This window comes from Aliiroseovarius sp. Z3, assembly GCF_029105185.1.
In the GTDB taxonomy this organism is placed as follows: Bacteria; Pseudomonadota; Alphaproteobacteria; order Rhodobacterales; family Rhodobacteraceae; genus Aliiroseovarius.
On the sequence record NZ_JAFMZK010000007.1, the window covers coordinates 159,912 to 179,529 of the forward strand.

Here is a 19,618-nt window from a genome sequence, read left to right on the forward strand (position 1 = left end):
CGCTAGATCGACCATGAAGGCTGAATGCCGTTCATAGCGTCTTCATGCGTTGATATGGCTTCATCCACGTCGTCAAACCACTGCGCGTGGCCGTTAATCAACACAACCCCAGCATCGCACAATTCGCGCATCAGGTGCATGGAATGTGACACAACGATCGCTGCACTTTCACCGATCCGTTGTCGCAACAAACCCGTACTTCGTTTGCGAAACGCCGCATCGCCAACCGATGTGACCTCATCAACCAGGTAGGTGTCGAACTTGATCCCCATAGACACACCGAACGCAAGACGCGAACGCATACCCGAAGAATAAGTCCGAAACGGTGCATGAAAATGCGGACCGAGATTTGCAAAATCCTCTACATATCGGACCAGTTCGTCAGTATCGACGCCATAAACCCGTGCAACAAACCGTGTGTTCTGGGCGCCAGTCAGTTCACGGTGAAAGCTGCCCGAAAAGCCAACGGGCCACGATATCGTACCGTCGGAAACAATTGACCCATCATCGGGGTCTTCCACACCCGCGATCATCCTGAGCAAAGTCGATTTACCAGCACCGTTTCGCCCGAACAAACCGACAGATTTTCCCGTCGGGAAGGTCAGGCTGATATTGTTGGCAACCGTTTTACCGACACCTTTCACGTAGTATGTCTTTTTGAGATTCTGCACCTCGATCATCAGCGGCGATCCTTGATCGCGTAAAAGACCAAAACACCAATCGCCCAGATAAACCCGAGGAATGCGCCAAATACCCCTAGCAACAGCAGTCTTTGCGGATACTCGGCCCTTTCGGCAAGTGTAGGCTTGATATACGCCGCCAGATAGCGGCTTTGACGTTGTGCTTCGATCTTTGCCGAATCCAAGGCAGCTAGTGATGCAAGATAGGTTTGCTCGGCGAACTCACGTTCTACCGCAAGCCGTTCGTATTCACCGACGAGCGTTGAAAAATCCCGATCATCCCGGTTGTCAGCACCGTACTTCAGTCTTTCTTCTTCGATCCTTTCGCGAATGACCTCGATTCGAAGCTCGGCTTGCGTCAGTCTTGGGTCATTGGATCCCGCACTTTCCCGAAGCAAGTCAAAAGCAATCAGTGCATCTGACAGTTTTGTCTGCAACGCTGTCATGAGCCCCGCCTGCCCGCCGATTTCAGCGGCCGGATCGACGATCTGATTTCGTGATCGAAACTCAGTGATTGCTTGTCGCGCTACCTTTAACCGTTCGACAGCGAAGTCCAGCTCTTCGCGGGCATATCGGGTCGCGTCCGCCCGCGCGTCAGCGCTCAGGTCGTTGATCATCGCAGAGCTTCTGCTGAATATCCGCTCAGCGATATCTTTCGCGGATTCGGCGTCAAAAGCATGCACCCGCAACTCTATCAAGCCAGTTCCGCTATCGTAGAAGATCTTTACAACTCTTGACCAATATTCGGTCAGGTCTTCAATTGTGCCATCACTGCTAAAGGTAAAGATCGGATCAACATCGGACCCTTCCGAATAGATGGATCTAAGGTCGATTTCTTCGTCGATGAGCTTGACCAATTCACGGCTCTGAATGAATTCGTAAAGAATATCAGTGTCTTCGGATCCGCCCGTCCCGAATGCGCTTAACCCGCCCAGCAGATCAGTCGCGGAACTGACATCTTCAGATCGAACCGTAAAAGCGACGTATGAAACATATTGATCCAACGCGCGCGCGTACAAATACCAAGCGCCAAGCAGCAGCGGGAACAGAACAGCGGCAAAAAAGCTTAGAAGAACAGCTTTATGGCGGGGCTTGATGCCCGCGGGGCGGGCCAGTGGGACAGTCGCGGCCTCAGCCGGGGCGGTTTGTGCCTCGGCAGTAACGGTCTTGACGTCATCTGGTTTGTTCATAGATTATCCTTCGCTAACGTCAGGCGGTCGAACTTCATGCAGGCAAGCTACCGCTCTTTCCTATCGTGGCTCGTTCGTCAGTCGTTTTGATGTATATCGTGACCTTTACGGACCTCAAGTCGGGCAGCCTCTACGGCAGTATGGACGCATGGCTTATAGCATTGATCCATTTTCGGTTAAAAGAGCTATTCTTATCACCATTTTCACGGATTCAGCTTGCCAAAAACATGAATCTAAAGGCAAAAGACGCTCATGAGCTTTAAGGCACAGGGCCTACACGCCCGCAGTTTCAAAACGTGGCGCACAATCGTTGCATTGATGCTGCGCGAGATGGCAACAAGCTATGGCCGTTCACCGGGCGGATACCTTTGGGCGGTTCTTGAACCCATCGGTGGACTAACGGTCATGACGGTCGCGTTTTCGATGGCCTTCGCTTCACCGGCCTTGGGCAATAACTTTGCACTGTTCTACGCCACGGGCTATTTGCCATTCATGATGTATCTGGATCTGTCCAACAAGATCTCGAAGTCAATTCGATTCTCGCGACCTTTGCTGTTCTATCCATCAGTCACATATCTTGATGCAATTCTTGCGCGCTTCTTCCTGAATGCGCTCACCCATTTCCTTGTCTTTTACATCCTGATGTTCGGCATCATGACGTGGTTCGACACCGGTAATATTCTTGACTATGCCGCCATTCTAAATTCACTTTGCATGGTTATGGCAGTGTCATTCGGTGTTGGCGTTATGAACTGTTTCCTGCTCACGCGCTTTGCAATCTGGGAGCGCGTCTGGGGCATCGTAACACGCCCTTTGTTTATCATTTCATCTATTTTCTTTCTGCTGGAAAGCATTCCGCAACCGTTTCGCGAGTACCTTGCTTTCAACCCTCTGGTGCAGATTGTAGGAGAAATGCGGCGCGGCTTCTATGCCACCTACGACGCAACCTGGGTCAATCCTCTCTATGTTTATGGCATATCCTTGATACTGACGGTTTTGGGCCTGGTCTTCTTGGGGCGGTACCATCGTGAGCTGCTGAACAACAACTGATTGGTACGAGGCAAGCTTCCGATCTGTTGGTCGTTTACCTAAAATCCACATTTCTATTCATCAGACTTAAAGCGATCCTTAACGCCTGATCCTCACCCTGAACAAACATTTGGCTCGGGGGAGCCGCAACACAGGGGGTCGGGGTGGCCAGTCTGGTAGCCAAAGTCACTCACGCGAGTGGCAGTTTAGCCTATGTGGCGAATGTGTCAGATCTGGAACTATTCTGGTCGGGCAACAACGCCTATCTCTACGCCGCGACCGGCAGCGGTGGTGGGGCAACAGTCTTCGACCTTTCGGAGACAGGAACCTGCGTTGCCGTCGCGCAGATCGCCTTTCCGCTATCTGTTGTGGCATCACCCACCGTCCAGATCGAAGTTCTTGAAGTGGATGGCGCAACCTATCTTCTTCCATTCGGGCGGTATGACTGGTCTCTCAATGCCATTACTCTCGAAGCCCCCGACAGGTTCGGCGAGCCTGAAAGTTTCACGTGGGGAACCGGTGGTCTGGGCAACCTAAGTGCGCTGGCCTCAGACACCATTGACGGTCAGACGCATGTTTACGCTGCGAATTCACAAAGTGCTGGGTTCAACCATTACACCATTAGTGACCAGAACACGTTGGAGCTTGCCAATGGGTTCAGTCAGCCGTCAGCGAGTAACACTGTCGATATGGTTGATCTTGAAATCGTTTCCGCAGACCAGAGCAACGTCTTGCTCGCGCTTTCGCAAGATCAGCAAGGAATCTCCAGCTATCGGCTGGATGGGAACGGCAACCCAACCAAGGCCGACGACCTTTCTGCTGCGGAATTTCTGCCGATATCCAACCCCACCGCCCTTGCGACTGGGAAGGTGTTGGATAAGACATTTGCCATCATTTCAAGCGCAGGCACCTCGTCCCTGACTGTGGTCGAGGTCGGGGCAGACGGGTCCCTGAATCCGACCGACCATGTCATCGACAACACATGGACCAGGTTCTCCAACGCCACGGAAATCGCTTCGGCACAGGTTGGCGACAGCTTGTTTGTCGTAAGCGGGGGGGGCGATGATGGCCTATCTTTGTTTACTTTGCTGCCCAGTGGAAAGCTGGTGCATCTGGACACGATTTGGGACACACATCAGACAGCCCTTCAAAATGTTTCGGCTTTGGAGATGGAGTACACCGGTGGCAAGTTGCAAATTTTCGCAACCAGCGAAACCGAGCGCGGAATCACTCAGGTTGAATACGATCTGAGCGGTCTGGGGGAAACGCTCTGTGGCGACGGGTCAACCAAAGCATTGCAAGGGACCAGCGCAGACGACCAGATTGATGGCGGCATCTGGAGCGAGATCATATCCGCGGGCGCGGGAAACGATATTCTGCGCGATGGCGTGGGCGAGGACATCTTAACCGGTGGCGCAGGTGCGGACATCTTCGTGCTGACCGCCGATGACATGCTGGATATTGTCACAGACTTCCAGCCCGGTGTCGACAAACTGAACCTATCCGAATTTCACATGCTGTACGACGCGTCCCAGTTACAGGTCATCAGCCGGTCTTGGGGCGCTGAAATAATATTTCGCAACGAAATCACCCATGTTCACAGCGCAAACGGGCAGAGCTTGTCGAAATCACATTTCACGACATATGACTCCTTATACCTGGACCGCCCGCCAAATGGTTTTCAGTACATTCCGGAGACCATCGTGGGAAGCGAGGCTGACGACATTCTGGGCGGTGACGAAGGAATTGAAAATCTGTTTGGGCTTGGCGGTGACGATCAGTTTCATTGGTCTTTGGGCGCGGATGTTTTCCATGGGGGTGATGGAACCGATACCGTCACTTACGACACGGCATCTGTGCCGGTTTGGATTGATCTGAACAACCAGCACGCGACCGGAGCAGCGGATGGCGATGTTTACCATTCGATTGAGAATATCATCGGTACAGCGCTTGATGACACGCTGATTGGAAATTCGTATTCCAACATGCTGGTGGGTGGCCATGGCAACGACACACTTGATGGAGGTCTGGGAGGAGACACGCTTGACGGAGGTGCAGGTCAGGACACTGTAACCTATGCAACAGCCCAGAAGGCAGCGATCGTTCAACTCGGTTTGGGATATCTGGCAGGCGCGGCGTTGGGCGATATCTTGATAAACATCGAGAATATCATGGGAACCGCATATCAAGATATTCTCGAAGGAGACGACGCGTCAAATACGTTGTGGGGTGGCCAAGGCAATGACAATCTTTCGGGCGGTGAAGGGAACGACATGCTTTACGGCGGCAGCGGGACTGACACTTTGTCTGGCGGGTCTGGTGCTGACATCCTTGATGGTGGCGTGGGGATCGATTGGGTGGATTACCGAGCTGCCACCACTCAAGTATTTTTGGACTTCGCATCAAATGTGACCGGGTGGGGTGCATCAGGCGACACATTGATCTCGATCGAGAACGCCTATGGAAGCGCCCATAATGACGAAATTCATGGCGACGATGGCGCGAACGACATTTCGGGTATGGACGGTGATGACACGCTCTCGGGCGGTCGTGGCAACGACTTTCTACGCGGCAATACTGGTAACGACTATCTGATGGGCTTCGACGGCCACGACCGGCTTTACGGAGGACAAGGCAACGACCTTCTGTCTGGGGGGAACGGCAATGATGTCCTGTATGGAAATTCGGGGGATGACACATTGAATGGCGGTAGGGGCAATGACATTCTCTATGGCTCCAATGGCAACGACCTCATGATAGATTCTGGCGGACGGGACAAATACTACGGCGGACAGGGATTGGATATCGTCGATTACTCATCGCAGAACGTTGGCATATATATCGATCTGAGAAGCGGCAAAGGGTCGGGCGCAGCCGCCGGTGATACCTACAGCTCGGTTGAAGGCGTGATCGGGGGGCAACACAACGACACCATCTACGGAAATGCCGGCAACAACATCATCTCTGGTCAGAACCGCGGCGACAGAATTTATGGTTTTCAGGGCAATGACACGATCAGTGGCGATGGTGGCTGGGATCGGCTCCATGGCGGTTCTGGCCATGACGTGATCCATGGAGGTCGCGGTCGCGACACTTTGAAAGGAGGAAGCGGGCATGATATCTTACACGGTGGAGAAGATGCAGACCGCCTGTACGGCCAGTCGGGCTACGACACAGCCAACTACTCTGATGCGACGTCCCGAGTATCGATCAATTTGACAACCAACTCCAACAAAGGTGCTGCCCAAGGCGACAAGCTGTTCTCGATCGAGGCGGTTGTCGGGTCGGACTGGAACGATCAACTGATTGGCAACAACGGCACGAACACTTTACGCGGAGGGAGGGGCGACGACTATCTCAGAGGTCGAGGTGGAAACGATCGAGTTTACGGCGAACAAGGAAACGACAAGATCATCGCGGGCGCCGGGTCAGACCACTACAACGGTGGATCCGGAACAGATACGCTCTACCTCTCGCACCTAAGCTCGGGGGCCGATGTGTGGCTATCTTCGAACAAAGGTGGGGGCAGCATGCAGGGTAACAAAATATTCCAAATCGAAAACATCATCGGCACCAAGTTCAGCGATATTCTTTACGGCGACGAAATCGACAACCTGCTGCGCGGCGGGCGAGGCCGTGATACTTTGAAAGGCGGTGCCGGCAACGACAAATTGTACGGCAATCTTGGCAACGACCGCGTTTACGGCAGCAACGGCGCCGATCTGTTGCATGGCGGACGGGGTGATGACGTCCTGGATGGGGGCCAGGGCGACGACATCATGTTCGGAGGATCAGGTTCAGACACCTTCTATTTTGGTGAGGGCGCAGACACGATCAAGGACTTTCAGATTGCTCTGGACACGCTTCGCCTAAATGCCGCGACCTGGAGTATCGACGTCATGGACCCAAACGCATTGACAGACATCGCTGACGTCCGCGATGACGGCATATACCTTGATTTTGGTGGCGGGCACTCTTTGTTTCTTGAAAACCTTCATGACCTGGCCGATCTGCAAAACTCCGTTGAGTGGTATTAAAAACCGACGTGCCGCTGTTGCAGGGCACCGTACGCACCCGTTGCCTCTCTTTAAGCATTTCAAACGATCAATCATTTGGAAACCCGAACAAAGCCGAGATCCAAATGCCCGAAACCTCTTCAGTACTTTCCCTTCCCCTGATCCAAGTCGCTCAGGCGCAGAAGCATGTTACCCATAACGAAGCACTGCGCCTTCTGGACATATTGGTTCAGTTGTCGGTCTCAACTGACGATACGATCAGCCCGCCCCCGGCGGCAACCGACGGCGACCGCCACATCGTGCCGGGCGGTGCCATCGGGGATTGGGCCGGGCAGGATCAATCCATTACCTGGCTTCAAGATGGGGTCTGGCAGTTCATTACCCCGCAAGAAGGCTGGCGCGCAGATGTCGCATCGACTGCACAGCAGCTGCGGTTTGATGGCAGCCAATGGATCGATACGGCGATGTCGACCGACAATCTTGACCTGGTTGGCGTGAACACCACGGCAGATGCCACCAACAAGCTGGCGGTTGCGGCAGATGCCACGTTGCTGACGCATGACGGGACGTCTCATCAGTTGAAGATCAACAAGGCAGCCACAGGAGATACCGCATCACTTCTGTTTCAGTCCAATTGGTCGGGACGGGCCGAGTTTGGATTGACCGGAGATGACGACTTTCACGTCAAAACCAGCCCTGATGGAAGTGTCTGGAACGAGGCTATTGTCGCAACTGGCACAGGCGATGTGGGGATCGGCAAGACCCCGGCTGCGAAACTGGATGTGGATGGCGTCATGCGCCTGACACCTACAACGAGTGCAAGCCTGCCCCCAGCGGCGAGTGTTGGCGCAGGAGGTGTCGCCTTTGTCTCGGATGCCGCAGGCGGGGCGCAGTTGGCCTATTGCGACGGGGCTTCATGGCTGAAGGTGAGTGACGGAACCGCCATCTGATCACCCCCGAGAGTAAGTTAACGCCCGCAGGTTCAAACTGCGGGCGAAACATTATGATGATCGTGGCCCACCATCCCGACCAAATGGCGTAACAAACGCGGCCATTGATCCTGCTTCGCCATCCTTGCCACTCAGCGTTGCCTGATCCGAGGATATCCCCCAATCAATACCGATATCGGGGTCGTCAAACCGCACCGACATCTCGGTCTCGGGCGCGTAATGGTCCGAGCACTTATAGAACACATCCACATTGTCGGTCAGCGTGACAAAGCCATGCAAGAACCCTTCTGGCACCAAAAGCGCTGCCCCGTTATCGTCCGACAATTCGACCGCCACCCATTCGCCATAGGTGGGCGAGCCGTGGCGAACATCAACCGCAACATCCAGAATTGCGCCGCGCAGACATCGCACCAGCTTGGCCTGTGCATGGGGCGGGGCTTGGCAGTGCAATCCGCGAACCGTGCCCTTGGTGGCTGAACGGGACAAGTTGTCCTGGACGAAAGTGCTCGGAAGACCTGCATGCTCCATCGCACGAGTTGAAAAGGTTTCACTGAAAAATCCGCGATTGTCGCCGTAGCGTGCTGGCGTCACGATTACGCAGCCCTCAAGTTTGGTCATTTCTATTTTCACGGAACTAGCTCCATCAGGTTTTTGGGCGCGTCAGTGCGGGGCTGTCAACTCCGGCTTATGAGCCAGCAATGGCTCACCCACGAATGCGTTTTGCGCGACGACCGGGTAAGGGGAACAGTTTGGCGGCGGTCAGGTAAAGAATATACAGATCCAGTCTTAGCGACTTGTTGACGTGGTAGATATGATCCAGCGCCGCCTTGCGCGAAACACAACGCCGCAAATAAACGCGTTCTGCTTCTTTTAATGATTTGCAGGCTGCAAGCATGTTTTCTTCATGGCTATGAAAAATAATTGATGCCAGGCCGGTGATTCCGGGGCGATCCAGCAGAACCTGCCTATAGATATCCGGCCTTGCCTGAACATAGCGCGGCTCGGGCGGGCGTGGCCCAACGAAACTCATCTCGCCTTTCAATACGTTCCAGATCTGAGGCAGCTCATCCAAACGGTGGGCACGCAGGAATTTCCCCATCGGTGTGATGCGGTTTTGCTTATGGCCACCCGTAATGCCGACATTCTCATGATCCGGTACGGTGCGCATGGTGCGGATCTTCAACAGGTCGAACGTCCTGTCGAAGGTTGTATTCCGTTCCGAACGATAGATGAAAGGCCGACCGTCACGCAGCGTGACAATGACATACAGCACCAACAGCGTCGGGATGACTGGAACACAAAGGGCCAGTGCAAGACCTATGTCGAAAAGGCGCTTCATCCCCGGTTCTTTCCGCTCATCTTGTTCGATTTTAGAATACGAAACTTCAACCATCCCAACCATCCGGCCCAAATCCACGCCGACCAACAGCGCAATACGAGACAAAGCCAGCTTTCTTTGCGTCTTTCGGCGAATAGATATTGCGCAGATCAGCCATTCTGGCAGTTTCCATACGTCGGGCAAGGCGTTTCAAATCCAAGGCTCGAAACTCGTTCCATTCGGTCAAAATCACCACTGCATCTGCGTTCTGCACAGCCTTATACGCATCTTCAAACCAATGTGCACCCGGCAAAAGTGCTTCGCCTTCGCTTAGCCCTTGCGGATCAACCACACGGACCTTCGCACCGCCACCTATCAAGGCCGGAACGATGGTCAGGCTGGGCGCATCGCGCATATCGTCGGTGTTGGGTTTGAAAGTGACCCCCAAAACGGCAATGGTCTTGCCCGACACCGACCCGCCGCACAGATCGATGATCTTGTCGACCATGCGACGCTTGGTTTCGTCGTTGACGGTGATCACGGTTTCCGTGATCTGCATCGGCATTCCAGCTTCTTGCCCGATCCGCGCCAATGCTTTGGTGTCTTTCGGGAAGCAGCTTCCGCCATAACCGGGGCCTGCGTGCAGGAACTTGTTCCCGATCCGACCGTCCAGCCCGATCCCTTTCGAGACCTGTTTAACATCCGCCCCAACGCGCTCGCACAACGCTGCTATTTCGTTCACAAACGTGATCTTTGTCGCCAGGAACGCGTTGGCCGCATATTTGATCATTTCGGCGCTTTCCAGATCCGTCGTAACAATCGGGAAATCGCGCAGAAAGAGCGGCCGATAGATTTCAGCCATGATTTCGGTAGCCCGTTCATTCTGCACACCGACGACAACGCGATCAGGCCGCATGAAATCATCAATCGCCGCCCCCTCGCGCAGAAACTCCGGGTTCGAGGCCACGTCAAACTCAAGGTCGGGGTGAGATTTCTGGATCAGTTGCTTCACCTTGCGGTTCGTGCCCACCGGAACGGTCGATTTCGTGACGACAACAGCATAATCTTCAAGCGAATCAGCAATCTCTTCGGCCGCTGCATAGACATATGTCAGGTCGGCATGGCCATCGCCGCGCCGCGTTGGTGTGCCAACTGCAATAAAAATTGCTTTGGCGCCCTGCACTGCTTCCTTCAGGTTCTGGGTGAAAGAAAGCCGGCCTGCGGCAACGTTTTTTGCCATCAAATCTTCAAGGCCAGGCTCATAGATCGGCACTTGCCCGCCCTCAAGCATCTTGATTTTCGTGGGATCTTTATCCACGCAAACAACTTCATGTCCAAAATCTGAAAAACAAACGCCAGAAACCAGGCCCACATACCCGGTGCCGATCATCGCAATTTTCATTGGCTCGAAACCTCTTTTTTTAAATAATCTACGACGGGATGATGCATCACGCAAACGCTGTCAACGGACGGCGAACCTTCGCCCATCCAGACATCGCCCTATTCCCGTCACGTCTATGCCATGGCAAGTTTGCACGCTGCGGGGTGAAACTGGCTGTTTAGGACTGAATCATGTTTGGAAACACACTAAGAACACTCGGCGTCGTGACGCTTCTGTCGCTTGCCGCGCTGCCCGGAACAGCAACAGCGGCTTGTTCCATCAAAAATGTAGCAGGCGCCGAAAAGGCAATTCCTAACAAAGGGTTAGACCAAGGCCTGCTTGACAGGGCAGTCGTTGCCAGAGTGAACGCCGAACGGTGTCGGCGCGGCCTTCCCGCCCTGACCACCGCGTCCGGTCTGCGGAAGCAGGCGGCGCGGCATTCGCAGTGGATGGCGCGCAGCCAAAAACTCAGCCACAAGGCAAGTGGGTCGTTCAAACGCTCGCTTACCGACCGTCTGAAGGCATCTGGCGTGCGTTTCCGTACCGGGGCCGAGAACATCGGTTGGGTGCATCTATATGGCATCGACGGAAGCCGGTTCATGATTCGCTCATCCCAACAATGTCACTTTACGACCAATGGCGGTCGCAGGATCGGGCGGCACAGCTATAACAGTCTGGCCAGCCTGATTGTTCGAAAATGGATGGAATCGCCCGGACATAGAAAGAACATCCTGCGGAAAAACCTGCGTTACAGCGGTGTCGGAGCCGGCGTCCAGCCCGCTTCGAAACACTGTGGTTCGGTATTCCTTACCCATATCTTTGCCGGATAATGGGGACTATTGCATCGCTGCCACAGAGCGGCGAAGTTCTGCGTGTACGGGGTGTTGAATGCAAGAACAGACTTCCAATAGCGTTCGTGGTATGCAAAACAAACAGGGACGGTACGCTACATTGGCGCTGCCCGCTAATTAATTATGGAGTATGAAACATGAAAAAAGTGATGACCCTTGCCGCTGCTGGCATGATCGCTCTGTCCGCACCTGCTTTCGCTGGCGCATACGGCGATGCAGTTGTTGAAGAAGAAGTTGTAGTTGTTGAAGAAGCTGGTAGCTCGCTGGGCAACACCGGTCTGGCTCTGCTGGGTCTGGCTGTTGTGGCTGGCATCATTGCTGCTTCGGACGACTCGACCGACGATTCCGCAGAATAATTTGTCTGCTTCGTAAGAAGCATTCAAACTGGAACGGCAAGTCCTTTGGGCTTGCCGTTTTTGTTTTCAAAGGCCATGATTCCACCATTGGATGAACAATCACCCAGCGGTGCAAAGGGCGCTTTGAATTGCAAAAAATCACGCCGATCATTCTGGCAGGCGGCGTTGGTTCGCGTCTTTGGCCAGTATCCCGTGAAAGTTTTCCCAAGCAGTTTCTAAAGATTGAAGGTGCGCCCAGTTTGTTTCAGCAAACCGTGCAGCGCTTTCAACAGGCCCGATTCACACGCCCGATCATCGTCACGAACGAAGACTACCGTTTTCATGTCGTCGAGCAGATGGGGGAAATCGGCACATTACCAGAGCTGATATTGCTTGAGCCCTGTTCGCGAAACACCGCTGGTGCTGTTCTGGCGGCGGTGAACATGCAAGCCAATAGGGCACCGTCATCACTGTGCATAGTTGCGCCTTCGGATCATTTGATTTCGGATCGCGCCGCGTTCACTGCTGCCATCGAACAGGGAGTGTCGGCAGCCGTGTCTGGCAAGCTGGTGACGTTCGGGATTAAACCGGACCGGCCCGAAACCGGGTACGGGTATCTTGAGGTTGAGAGAGAAACCAATGACAGCGGTCAACCTGCCCCTGTCGTGTCCTTCACCGAAAAGCCAGACCTGCCCACGGCAGCCCGGATGATATGTAGTGGGTGTCACCTGTGGAACGCCGGCATCTTCCTGTTTCGGACCACGGACATGCAGACCGCATTCACACAACATGCACCGGACATAGCCACACAGGTTGACGAAGCGCTTGCCGGGTTCACGCTCGACCTTGGGTTTACCCGACTGGATCGGAAGGCTTGGCAGGCTTTGCCGGATGTGTCGCTGGACTACGCCGTGATGGAACACGCCGACAACATCTGCGCTGTGCCGTTCGACGGGCACTGGTCTGATCTGGGCAGCTGGCAGGGATATTGGCGTGAAGAATGCAAATCAGAGACCGCGCAAAACGGCCTCGTAACAATCGGGAATGCACATGGCATAGATTGTGAAAGCAGCTTGCTGATGACCGAAAGCGCGGATCAGACAATAGTGGGCCTGGGATTACGAGATCTGGTGGCGGTCGCGATGAACGACGCCGTACTGGTCGCAGACCGAAACCGTTCGGACCAGATCGGAACGGTGGTTAAGTACCTCAAAGCCAGGAGCGCGCCGCAAGCCACGATCCGATCTCAGGACTTCAGACCTTGGGGTTGGTTTAAAGAACTGGTCGCCGGTCCGGGGTTCAAGGTGAAAATGATTACCGTACATCCGCGCGGAGTTCTGTCCCTTCAATCACATACCCAACGCGCTGAACACTGGGTTGTGGTTGAAGGATCTGTCAGCGTGACCATCGGAAATCAAACACTGGAATTGTCGGCAAACCAATCTGCATATGTCCCAAAAGGCGATGTTCATCGCATGGAAAACAACGGCCATACCGATGCCGTCCTGATCGAGGTGCAGACTGGCTCCTATCTGGGCGAGGATGATATTGTCCGGTACGAAGACGCATACGCACGCTGCTAGGCGGCACGGGTATGCGGATCACAGCCGCAGGTTCTGAACAGCCAGACTACCGATCCGCTGACCAACCCACTGGCTGGACTTCAGGATACGACCATTTCCATCGACCCAGTAAACGTTGTTGAACGCAATCTCGCCACGCTTGCAGCTTTCCTTCATAATCACGGCGTCGGCATTGATCGCGCCCAGGCTGACACGCTCGGACTTGTCGCGTGTCAACGTGCAATCGACAATAAGGTTGGTGCTTTGGCCGAGATTGCCAAGATAGAAATGTTCGCGCTTATAGTTGGCATTGCGCCGCGCGGTGATGGCCGACACGGCTGTGTCGATACGCGATGCCATAAGGTCTTCACCAAGCCCGCGTGTGTTTGCCAGAACCCCGCGTTGGAAGGTCAGGCCCTGACCGGGCGCACTGCCCCACGTGACGTAGTCACCATTTCTGCCGACCGGACTGATCGCCAGCACCGCTTTGGTGTTGATACGTACGACCAGCGCGATTGGCCCTTTTGTTGCGGCCAAGGCCTTGGCCACGATGGCATTTGGATCGGTGGCTGCGGGCGTCGCGGCAGCTGGCTTAGTTTCTTTCCCGCCGCCGAGTTTCTTGCCCAGTTGCTTGCCCGAGCTTTTCAGAAGGCTGGCGGTGATTTTCGGAAGCTCAACAGCGTCCGTATCTGATCCACATCCACTTAGCACGATCGAGGCGGCCAGAACGCACCCGGCAACGCGCATGGCGCGTCTTGTGAAACCGTCTTTCACACTCATCTCCAGAACTTGCCCCAGCGGGATGCCAAGGCATCTCCGTGACCTTCGTCCACCCATTCGAACAGGCGCCCGTCCACTTCCAGTCGCGCCCCTCCATCACGCGACAGCGACCGCAGTTCTGCGTTCGATGCTCCGCGCGACGGGGTGCCAAACGCCCATTCGAACGGGATCGACAGTCGGATGCCCTTGTCAAAAGAGCCTTCGCCGAAATCCTCGGCTGAAACGTTCGTCTTGGTCACGAAGCCGCCGATCTTCCAGCCGTTGTCAAAGGTCCGGTCGATAGACAACGTAGCACCATAGTCACCGGCCAGATATCGACCAACGTCAAGCTGACCGGTAAATCCATTTCCAAAATCGTAATACGCGGACACGTGCCCGGTAACGACGCTGTAATCCCGGAAGCTGAACAGCTGATCGAATTCCCGCTGTTTCACCCAAGCCACTTCTGCGCCAATGGCAAGCTGGCTGTCGACTGGCTTCCAAAGAACTTCGGCCGAAACACCGCCGAACATGCTTTCAAGGTAGCCGATAGTAACGCGGCTATAGAGGTTCTTTCCGGGCCGCCCATACATGCTTGCGGTCAGGTGCGAAATCGCTGGATCACCCTGAGAGGAGTACAACGCGCCCTGCGTCCGTACCGGCGGCAGCTTGGACGAGCCTGGGACGCCTTCCTTCAGGTTGCCCCAGATGCTTTTTGAAACAGATCCGGACAGGAAGATGTTAGGCGCGATCTCATAAGATCCGCTTAGTTTCAGCCCGAAATCTGCGCGGATGGGGCTTGCGGGGTCAAAGAAGCTCAGACCCATATACGGGGCCAACGCCCAGCGGAACCGGCTATCGGGATAGGCAAGTTCAGAATTGCGCACAGCACGTGGTGTTGCTTCGTCAATGGAAACGCGCTGGAACATATCGACTGCCGGGGCGTGCTCCAGCCGTTCGATATCGCTACGTCGCATGGTGACTTTGGACAGCGGAATGCCCCGGTCCACCAGCGTGATGACAAATGTCTCAATCGACGGCGGCAAGGCGTGGGTCAGAACCCGCGCGGTCCGCCCAATAGCTTGCGCCGGCGAGTAGTACTTGCGGTTGTCGACCTTCAGTTCGGCCCGAGTTGCGCCCAGCGCAAGGGATTCCAGGCTGATGCCATCCTTGTTTAGCGCATCCCCGACAGCCTTGCGGATGCCGGTTTCATTGGTTGGATCAGAGATCCACCCGGTGCTCCACGCTTCCGTGTTGCTGCGCGACGGTCGCGGCTTGACTGGCAAAGGCGCACGTTCGTTCCCCGAGCGGGCAATGGGCTGCCGTGGGTTCAGGCGGATGACAACATTTGCCCCGATCGTATCACCTGCAAGATAAAATGCGTTCAGGTGAATGGCAGGCGAAACCTGGTAGTCCACAGCGAAGTTAAACGGAGACTTATGCTCCATTATCCCTGCCGCCACCTCCTGAACATAAGCGTCAGAGCTGTATTCCGCCTTGAGGGTCAGCTTGTCGTTGACCTTGTAAGAGACGCCGGCAAATGGCGCGAAATCGCCCTTGAACCATTGGCTTGCATTCAACGTGCCGCCCTGACCAAAATTCCACGGGGGCCGCGAACCTGTCGCTCCGATCGGCTTGTAGCTGCCCATACGCCCCCAACCCAAACCACCCGTTACCCGCAGGCGGTCACCGATGGTTTTCGTGGCAACAATATACTCGCTGGAATAAATTCCGGTGCCGATGAAGTCGCGAATACCGACGGACACGGCCGGGAAATATTTGCTTTCGTTCAGAACACGATAGCGAACATCGAAGCTCCGGTCGAAGTAATCCCCGACAACCGGGTGGAAATCGGCGATCTTCGCATACCGGAAGCTGCCCGACAGGCGGGGCGTAATCTGGAAGCTCAACGTGCCATTGGCGTTGGGACCGAACTGTGAATAGGTGAACGCCAGTTCGCTATCAGCGGCGGCCTCGGCGGTTGGCATCGCGATCAAGCCGGGCGTCCCGTAAATCGTATAGCTGGAGGTCAGCGTGCCGACCTCTGCCACGACAGGTGTTGCCGTCGCGGCCGTAAAGCCAAAGGCCACAAGCTTACAAAAATCCACCCGAGAAATGCTCACTGCCATCTCCGTTCAACATCTTTTTTTGTTCAAATACGCGATCCTTGCGGACAAATCACCTAAAACCGACACGGAACAGCGGTTTGCAGTGGATTGTCGCGCAAATGCACAAATGATCTCCGGTCCGTCTAGCGTCTGTAACGCGACGTTACCAGCCCTAACAAAACGCGGTCGGCTATAGTTAAGAAAAGCCCTTAGATGTCGGAGCCGATCATGACACTTTTCACACCATCCGCCGCATGGGTCAGCGACGAGCACCGCATGTTTGCGGATATGACCAACCGTTTTTTTGCTGACGAGCTGACCCCCAATATCGAACGCTGGGTCGATCAGGGTATTGTTGACCGCGACTTTTGGCACACAGCCGGTCAGGCGGGTATCATGGGCGGCGCCATCCCCGAGGCGTTCGGCGGCGCGGGCGGTGACATGGGATTTGAAAGCGTCGTGATCTATGAACAAACCCGCACCGGCGATTGCGGCTGGGGCTATGGCATCCAGTCCATCGTGGTGCACTACATCACCGCCTATGGCACCGAGGAACAGAAGGCGCGTTGGCTGCCCGGCCTTGCCTCGGGCGAGATCGTGGGCGCGATTGCCATGACCGAGCCGGGCACCGGGTCCGACCTTCAGGCCGTGCGCACACGGGCCGAAAAGGACGGCAACCAATACAAGATCAATGGCTCGAAGATTTTCATCACCAATGGGCAGGCCGCCGACCTGATCATCACCGTTTGCAAAACCGACCCGGATGCAGGGGCCAAGGGTGTGTCATTGATCGTGGTCGAACCTGATCAGTGCGAGGGCTTCAAACGCGGTCAGAACCTGAAAAAGCTGGGCATGAAGGCCAATGACACGTCCGAGTTGTTCTATGAAGACGTGAAAGTCCCCCAGACCAACCTGCTCGGTGCCGAGGAAGGCCAAGGCTTCTATCAGTTGATGAAGCAACTGCCGTGGGAGCGGTTGCTGATCGCCATTCAAGCCCTTGGCGCCATTGATTTCGCGCTGGAACAAACCATCGCCTATACACAAGAACGCAAAGCGTTCGGGCAACGCGTGATGGATTTCCAGAACACCCGGTTCAAGCTGGCCGAATGCAAAACCAAGGCCGAGGTGTTGCGCAGCTTCGTCAATGACGGGATCGCGCGGCTGATTGATGGCACACTGGACGCGCCCACCGCCTCAATGGCGAAATACTGGGGCAGCGAGGTGCAGAACGAGGTCATGCACGAATGCCTGCAACTGTTCGGAGGCTATGGCTACATGATGGAATACCCCATCGCGCGGCTCTATGCCGACGCCCGCGTGCAGATGATCTATGGCGGCACGAACGAGATCATGAAGGAACTGATCGCGCGGTCGATTGATGTCTGACGCTGTTCGAAACGGCCCTCTCAAAGGGGTCAAAGTCATTGAAATTCAAGGGCTTGGCCCGACGCCTTTCGCCGCGATGTGGCTGGCGGACATGGGCGCGGAGGTCGTGCGCATCCAGCGACCGAACCTCAAGCCATTGATCCCGCAGAAGGTGGACGTGCTGAACCGTGGGCGCGGCTTTGTCGAGCTGGATCTGAAAGACGACGCAGATCGCAGCACCGCCCGCGCCATGATCAATCGCGCAGACATGCTGATTGAAGGGATGCGCCCCGGCGTGATGGAACGTCTTGGCCTTGGCCCCGAGGCGTTCACAGATAGCAACCCACGCCTGGTTTACGGTCGCATGACCGGTTGGGGGCAGACCGGGCCGCTGGCTCAGGCCGCGGGGCATGACATCAACTACATCGCCATCACCGGCGCGCTACACGCCATCGGGGGTGGTCGTCCGGTGCCACCGTTGAACCTGTTGGGCGATTTTGGTGGCGGCGGCATGTATCTGGTCGCCGGAATGTTGGCAGCTCTACACGCCGCGCACACAACGGGCAAAGGCGATGTGGTGGATGCCGCGATCACCGACGGCACCGCACATCTTATGGCGATGATCTATTCCATGCACGGCGCGGGGATCTGGGCGGATGAGCGCGAGGCGAACCTTCTGGACGGAGGTGCGCCCTTCTACACCGTCTATGAATGCGCCTGTGGCGGGCACATATCGGTTGGCGCACTCGAGGCGAAATTCTATGCCGAGCTACTGTCACGGCTGGGGCTTGGGGATGCCGACCTTCCGGCTCAGATGGATGTCGGGGGCTGGCCGGTGCTGCGCGCCCGTTTCACCGAACGTTTCAAACAGAAAACCCGCGATGAATGGGCGACATTGCTGGAAGGCACCGACGCATGTTGTGCGCCCGTCCTGTCCCTGCAGGAAGCCCCTGACCACCCGCATAATCGAGCCCGCAATAGTTTTGCGACGGTCAGCGAAGTGATACAGCCCGAAGCGGCACCGAAACTGTCAAACACACACCCACACGCGACCATGGGACGAGAACATGCTCCTATGCAAATCGAAGATGTTTTGGCGCGCTGGTCGCAGTAGTTACCAACACGCTCACCGGCTTCTGTGTTGCCCGGTGAGCGACAGAAAAGACTTCCGGTTTTCCCAATTTGCCCCTTGCAAACCCCGCGTGGGACCGCTAAATCCCCGCCTACCGCGCTCTGGTAGCTCAGCTGGATAGAGTACTTGACTACGAATCAAGGGGTCGGGGGTTCGAATCCTCCCCAGAGCGCCATTTCACTTTTGTAGAACGTCAGACGAATTTGACCTTTGCGTCATAAACTGACCCAATCCCCATTTTTGCCCGTGTGGCCTGTTGCGTTGATCTGACTTCCCTTTCGGAAAATCAGGGCTGATTTGCAGGTCAGACGGCGAAGCCGCCTGTTCCTGCTGATCTGCCACGTGGCGAACGCGGGAGGGGGCGAGGCAATGCTATTCGACAGGGATGGTGCGGCCCGCAGGCACAGCCGAGGACACGGCCCTGTCTAATCGCATTGCCCGAGGGGGAGGGCCGCGCCCTCACCCTGACGGCCAGGGGCGTTTGGCTTGTCCAAATCCCGCTGGCTCACGAAACGAAAGCGGTGGAGCCGATAGCCGCGCGAAAACTCACGAGGACGGCCCATACCGGACGCTGAGAGTGCGATTCAATGCTGCATCGCAGCTTCTCGGAAGCGGACATTGATAAAAGGTTGTGTCCGCCCCTCCTTAACCGAGACAAAAACCTGGCAAAACCGTAATGGTTTTGCCGGGGGTTTTTGTCCTGACTAAGCGGTTGATCTCGGGCGGGGCAAGGGGCTTGGACAAGAACGGCCGTTTTTGACAGATAGACAGATAGATTGTGGCGGCATCTTTTTTGTCGAGATCAGGAGTGTTTCGCTGTCGGCGACGTCGCCCGGTGCATATGCAGCTTGAGCGAAACATGTTACCTTTAAAGAATTAGACCCAATTTTTGAGGCATTCCTAATATGAGAATTTCATCGCTTAGTAGACGTTGTTTCGTAA

The 19,618-nt window shown here is 55.4% G+C and carries 15 protein-coding genes and 1 tRNA gene; 9 read left to right on the top strand and 7 right to left on the bottom strand.

The annotated features are described in order from the left end of the window. Positions 1-2 precede the first annotated feature (2 nt). Complete coding sequence (locus tag J3R80_RS13560) at positions 3-680, bottom strand: ABC transporter ATP-binding protein (RefSeq protein ID WP_275394323.1); 678 nt, start codon at positions 678-680, stop codon at positions 3-5. Beyond that, positions 680-1,870 (bottom strand): hypothetical protein, encoded by a 1,191-nt coding sequence (locus J3R80_RS13565; RefSeq protein WP_275394324.1) that lies wholly within the window; start codon positions 1,868-1,870, stop codon positions 680-682. Before J3R80_RS13565 ends, J3R80_RS13560 begins: the two co-directional genes overlap by 1 nt. A gap of 318 nt (positions 1,871-2,188) precedes the next feature. On the opposite strand from J3R80_RS13565, the gene J3R80_RS13570 reads away from it, so the two are divergent. The 3 genes from J3R80_RS13570 (at position 2,189) to J3R80_RS13580 (ending at position 7,865) form a co-directional block, all read left to right on the top strand. Then, on the top strand, positions 2,189-2,920 hold the full coding sequence (locus tag J3R80_RS13570; protein ID WP_275394325.1) for an ABC transporter permease: 732 nt from the start codon (positions 2,189-2,191) through the stop codon (positions 2,918-2,920). Positions 2,921-3,063: 143 nt separating this feature from the next. Further along, complete coding sequence (locus J3R80_RS13575) at positions 3,064-6,936, top strand: calcium-binding protein (RefSeq protein ID WP_275394326.1); 3,873 nt, start codon at positions 3,064-3,066, stop codon at positions 6,934-6,936. 104 nt (positions 6,937-7,040) lie between these two features. Further along, entirely contained in the window at positions 7,041-7,865 is an 825-nt protein-coding gene (locus J3R80_RS13580) for a DUF2793 domain-containing protein (protein ID WP_275394327.1), read from the top strand. Positions 7,866-7,916: 51 nt separating this feature from the next. Here the strand turns inward: J3R80_RS13580 and rfbC are convergent, their stop codons facing one another. The 3 genes from rfbC to J3R80_RS13595 all read right to left on the bottom strand — a co-directional run bounded on the left by rfbC (position 7,917) and on the right by J3R80_RS13595 (position 10,585). Beyond that, entirely contained in the window at positions 7,917-8,483 is a 567-nt protein-coding gene (gene rfbC / locus J3R80_RS13585; protein ID WP_275394359.1) for a dTDP-4-dehydrorhamnose 3,5-epimerase, read from the bottom strand. Positions 8,484-8,568: 85 nt separating this feature from the next. Further along, positions 8,569-9,258 carry a sugar transferase gene (locus tag J3R80_RS13590; protein WP_275394328.1) on the bottom strand — a complete coding sequence of 230 codons (690 nt, stop codon included), beginning with the start codon at positions 9,256-9,258 and terminating at the stop codon, positions 8,569-8,571. Continuing rightward, positions 9,251-10,585, bottom strand: coding sequence for a UDP-glucose/GDP-mannose dehydrogenase family protein (locus J3R80_RS13595; RefSeq protein WP_275394329.1), 1,335 nt, complete (start codon positions 10,583-10,585; stop codon positions 9,251-9,253). The genes J3R80_RS13590 and J3R80_RS13595 overlap by 8 nt, the downstream gene beginning before the upstream one ends. A 170-nt stretch (positions 10,586-10,755) precedes the next feature. Between J3R80_RS13595 and J3R80_RS13600 the strand changes: the two genes are divergently transcribed. The 3 genes from J3R80_RS13600 to J3R80_RS13610 all read left to right on the top strand — a co-directional run bounded on the left by J3R80_RS13600 (position 10,756) and on the right by J3R80_RS13610 (position 13,333). After that, positions 10,756-11,394 carry a CAP domain-containing protein gene (locus tag J3R80_RS13600; RefSeq protein ID WP_275394330.1) on the top strand — a complete coding sequence of 213 codons (639 nt, stop codon included), beginning with the start codon at positions 10,756-10,758 and terminating at the stop codon, positions 11,392-11,394. 158 nt (positions 11,395-11,552) lie between these two features. Continuing rightward, on the top strand, positions 11,553-11,771 hold the full coding sequence (locus tag J3R80_RS13605) for a hypothetical protein (RefSeq protein WP_275394331.1): 219 nt from the start codon (positions 11,553-11,555) through the stop codon (positions 11,769-11,771). Between the two features lie 128 nt (positions 11,772-11,899). Next, the gene (locus J3R80_RS13610) at positions 11,900-13,333 is read left to right on the top strand and encodes a mannose-1-phosphate guanylyltransferase/mannose-6-phosphate isomerase (protein WP_275394332.1); all 1,434 of its coding nucleotides are present in this window, start codon (positions 11,900-11,902) and stop codon (positions 13,331-13,333) included. 18 nt (positions 13,334-13,351) lie between these two features. On the opposite strand, the gene J3R80_RS13615 is transcribed toward J3R80_RS13610, so the two are convergent. Together J3R80_RS13615 and J3R80_RS13620 are read right to left on the bottom strand one after the other, a co-directional pair. Then, positions 13,352-14,092 carry a YjbF family lipoprotein gene (locus J3R80_RS13615; protein ID WP_275394333.1) on the bottom strand — a complete coding sequence of 247 codons (741 nt, stop codon included), beginning with the start codon at positions 14,090-14,092 and terminating at the stop codon, positions 13,352-13,354. Further along, positions 14,089-16,194, bottom strand: coding sequence for a YjbH domain-containing protein (locus J3R80_RS13620; RefSeq protein WP_275394334.1), 2,106 nt, complete (start codon positions 16,192-16,194; stop codon positions 14,089-14,091). The genes J3R80_RS13615 and J3R80_RS13620 overlap by 4 nt, the downstream gene beginning before the upstream one ends. Before the next feature lie 213 nt (positions 16,195-16,407). Here J3R80_RS13620 and J3R80_RS13625 point away from each other — a divergent pair, with 213 nt between their 5' ends. The 3 genes from J3R80_RS13625 to J3R80_RS13635 all read left to right on the top strand — a co-directional run bounded on the left by J3R80_RS13625 (position 16,408) and on the right by J3R80_RS13635 (position 18,851). Then, positions 16,408-17,565 (top strand): acyl-CoA dehydrogenase family protein, encoded by a 1,158-nt coding sequence (locus J3R80_RS13625; RefSeq protein WP_275394335.1) that lies wholly within the window; start codon positions 16,408-16,410, stop codon positions 17,563-17,565. Then, a complete protein-coding gene (locus J3R80_RS13630; RefSeq protein WP_275394336.1) occupies positions 17,558-18,658 on the top strand; it encodes a CaiB/BaiF CoA-transferase family protein in 1,101 nt (366 codons plus the stop codon). The genes J3R80_RS13625 and J3R80_RS13630 overlap by 8 nt, the downstream gene beginning before the upstream one ends. Positions 18,659-18,774: 116 nt before the next feature. Continuing rightward, positions 18,775-18,851, top strand: a tRNA-Arg gene (locus J3R80_RS13635). The last annotated feature ends 767 nt before the right edge of the window (positions 18,852-19,618 follow it).

What these genes read in the sequence shown, in the direction of transcription:
- J3R80_RS13560 (WP_275394323.1), bottom strand. Translation starts at nt 680, where the DNA reads ATGATCGAGGTGCAGAATCTCAAAAAGACATACTACGTGAAAGGTGTC.
- J3R80_RS13565 (WP_275394324.1), bottom strand. Translation starts at nt 1,870, where the DNA reads ATGAACAAACCAGATGACGTCAAGACCGTTACTGCCGAGGCACAAACC.
- J3R80_RS13570 (WP_275394325.1), top strand. Translation starts at nt 2,189, where the DNA reads ATGCTGCGCGAGATGGCAACAAGCTATGGCCGTTCACCGGGCGGATAC.
- J3R80_RS13580 (WP_275394327.1), top strand. Translation starts at nt 7,041, where the DNA reads ATGCCCGAAACCTCTTCAGTACTTTCCCTTCCCCTGATCCAAGTCGCT.
- rfbC (WP_275394359.1), bottom strand. Translation starts at nt 8,483, where the DNA reads ATGACCAAACTTGAGGGCTGCGTAATCGTGACGCCAGCACGCTACGGC.
- J3R80_RS13590 (WP_275394328.1), bottom strand. Translation starts at nt 9,258, where the DNA reads ATGGTTGAAGTTTCGTATTCTAAAATCGAACAAGATGAGCGGAAAGAA.
- J3R80_RS13595 (WP_275394329.1), bottom strand. Translation starts at nt 10,585, where the DNA reads ATGAAAATTGCGATGATCGGCACCGGGTATGTGGGCCTGGTTTCTGGC.
- J3R80_RS13600 (WP_275394330.1), top strand. Translation starts at nt 10,756, where the DNA reads ATGTTTGGAAACACACTAAGAACACTCGGCGTCGTGACGCTTCTGTCG.
- J3R80_RS13605 (WP_275394331.1), top strand. Translation starts at nt 11,553, where the DNA reads ATGAAAAAAGTGATGACCCTTGCCGCTGCTGGCATGATCGCTCTGTCC.
- J3R80_RS13615 (WP_275394333.1), bottom strand. Translation starts at nt 14,092, where the DNA reads ATGAGTGTGAAAGACGGTTTCACAAGACGCGCCATGCGCGTTGCCGGG.
- J3R80_RS13625 (WP_275394335.1), top strand. Translation starts at nt 16,408, where the DNA reads ATGACACTTTTCACACCATCCGCCGCATGGGTCAGCGACGAGCACCGC.
- J3R80_RS13630 (WP_275394336.1), top strand. Translation starts at nt 17,558, where the DNA reads ATGTCTGACGCTGTTCGAAACGGCCCTCTCAAAGGGGTCAAAGTCATT.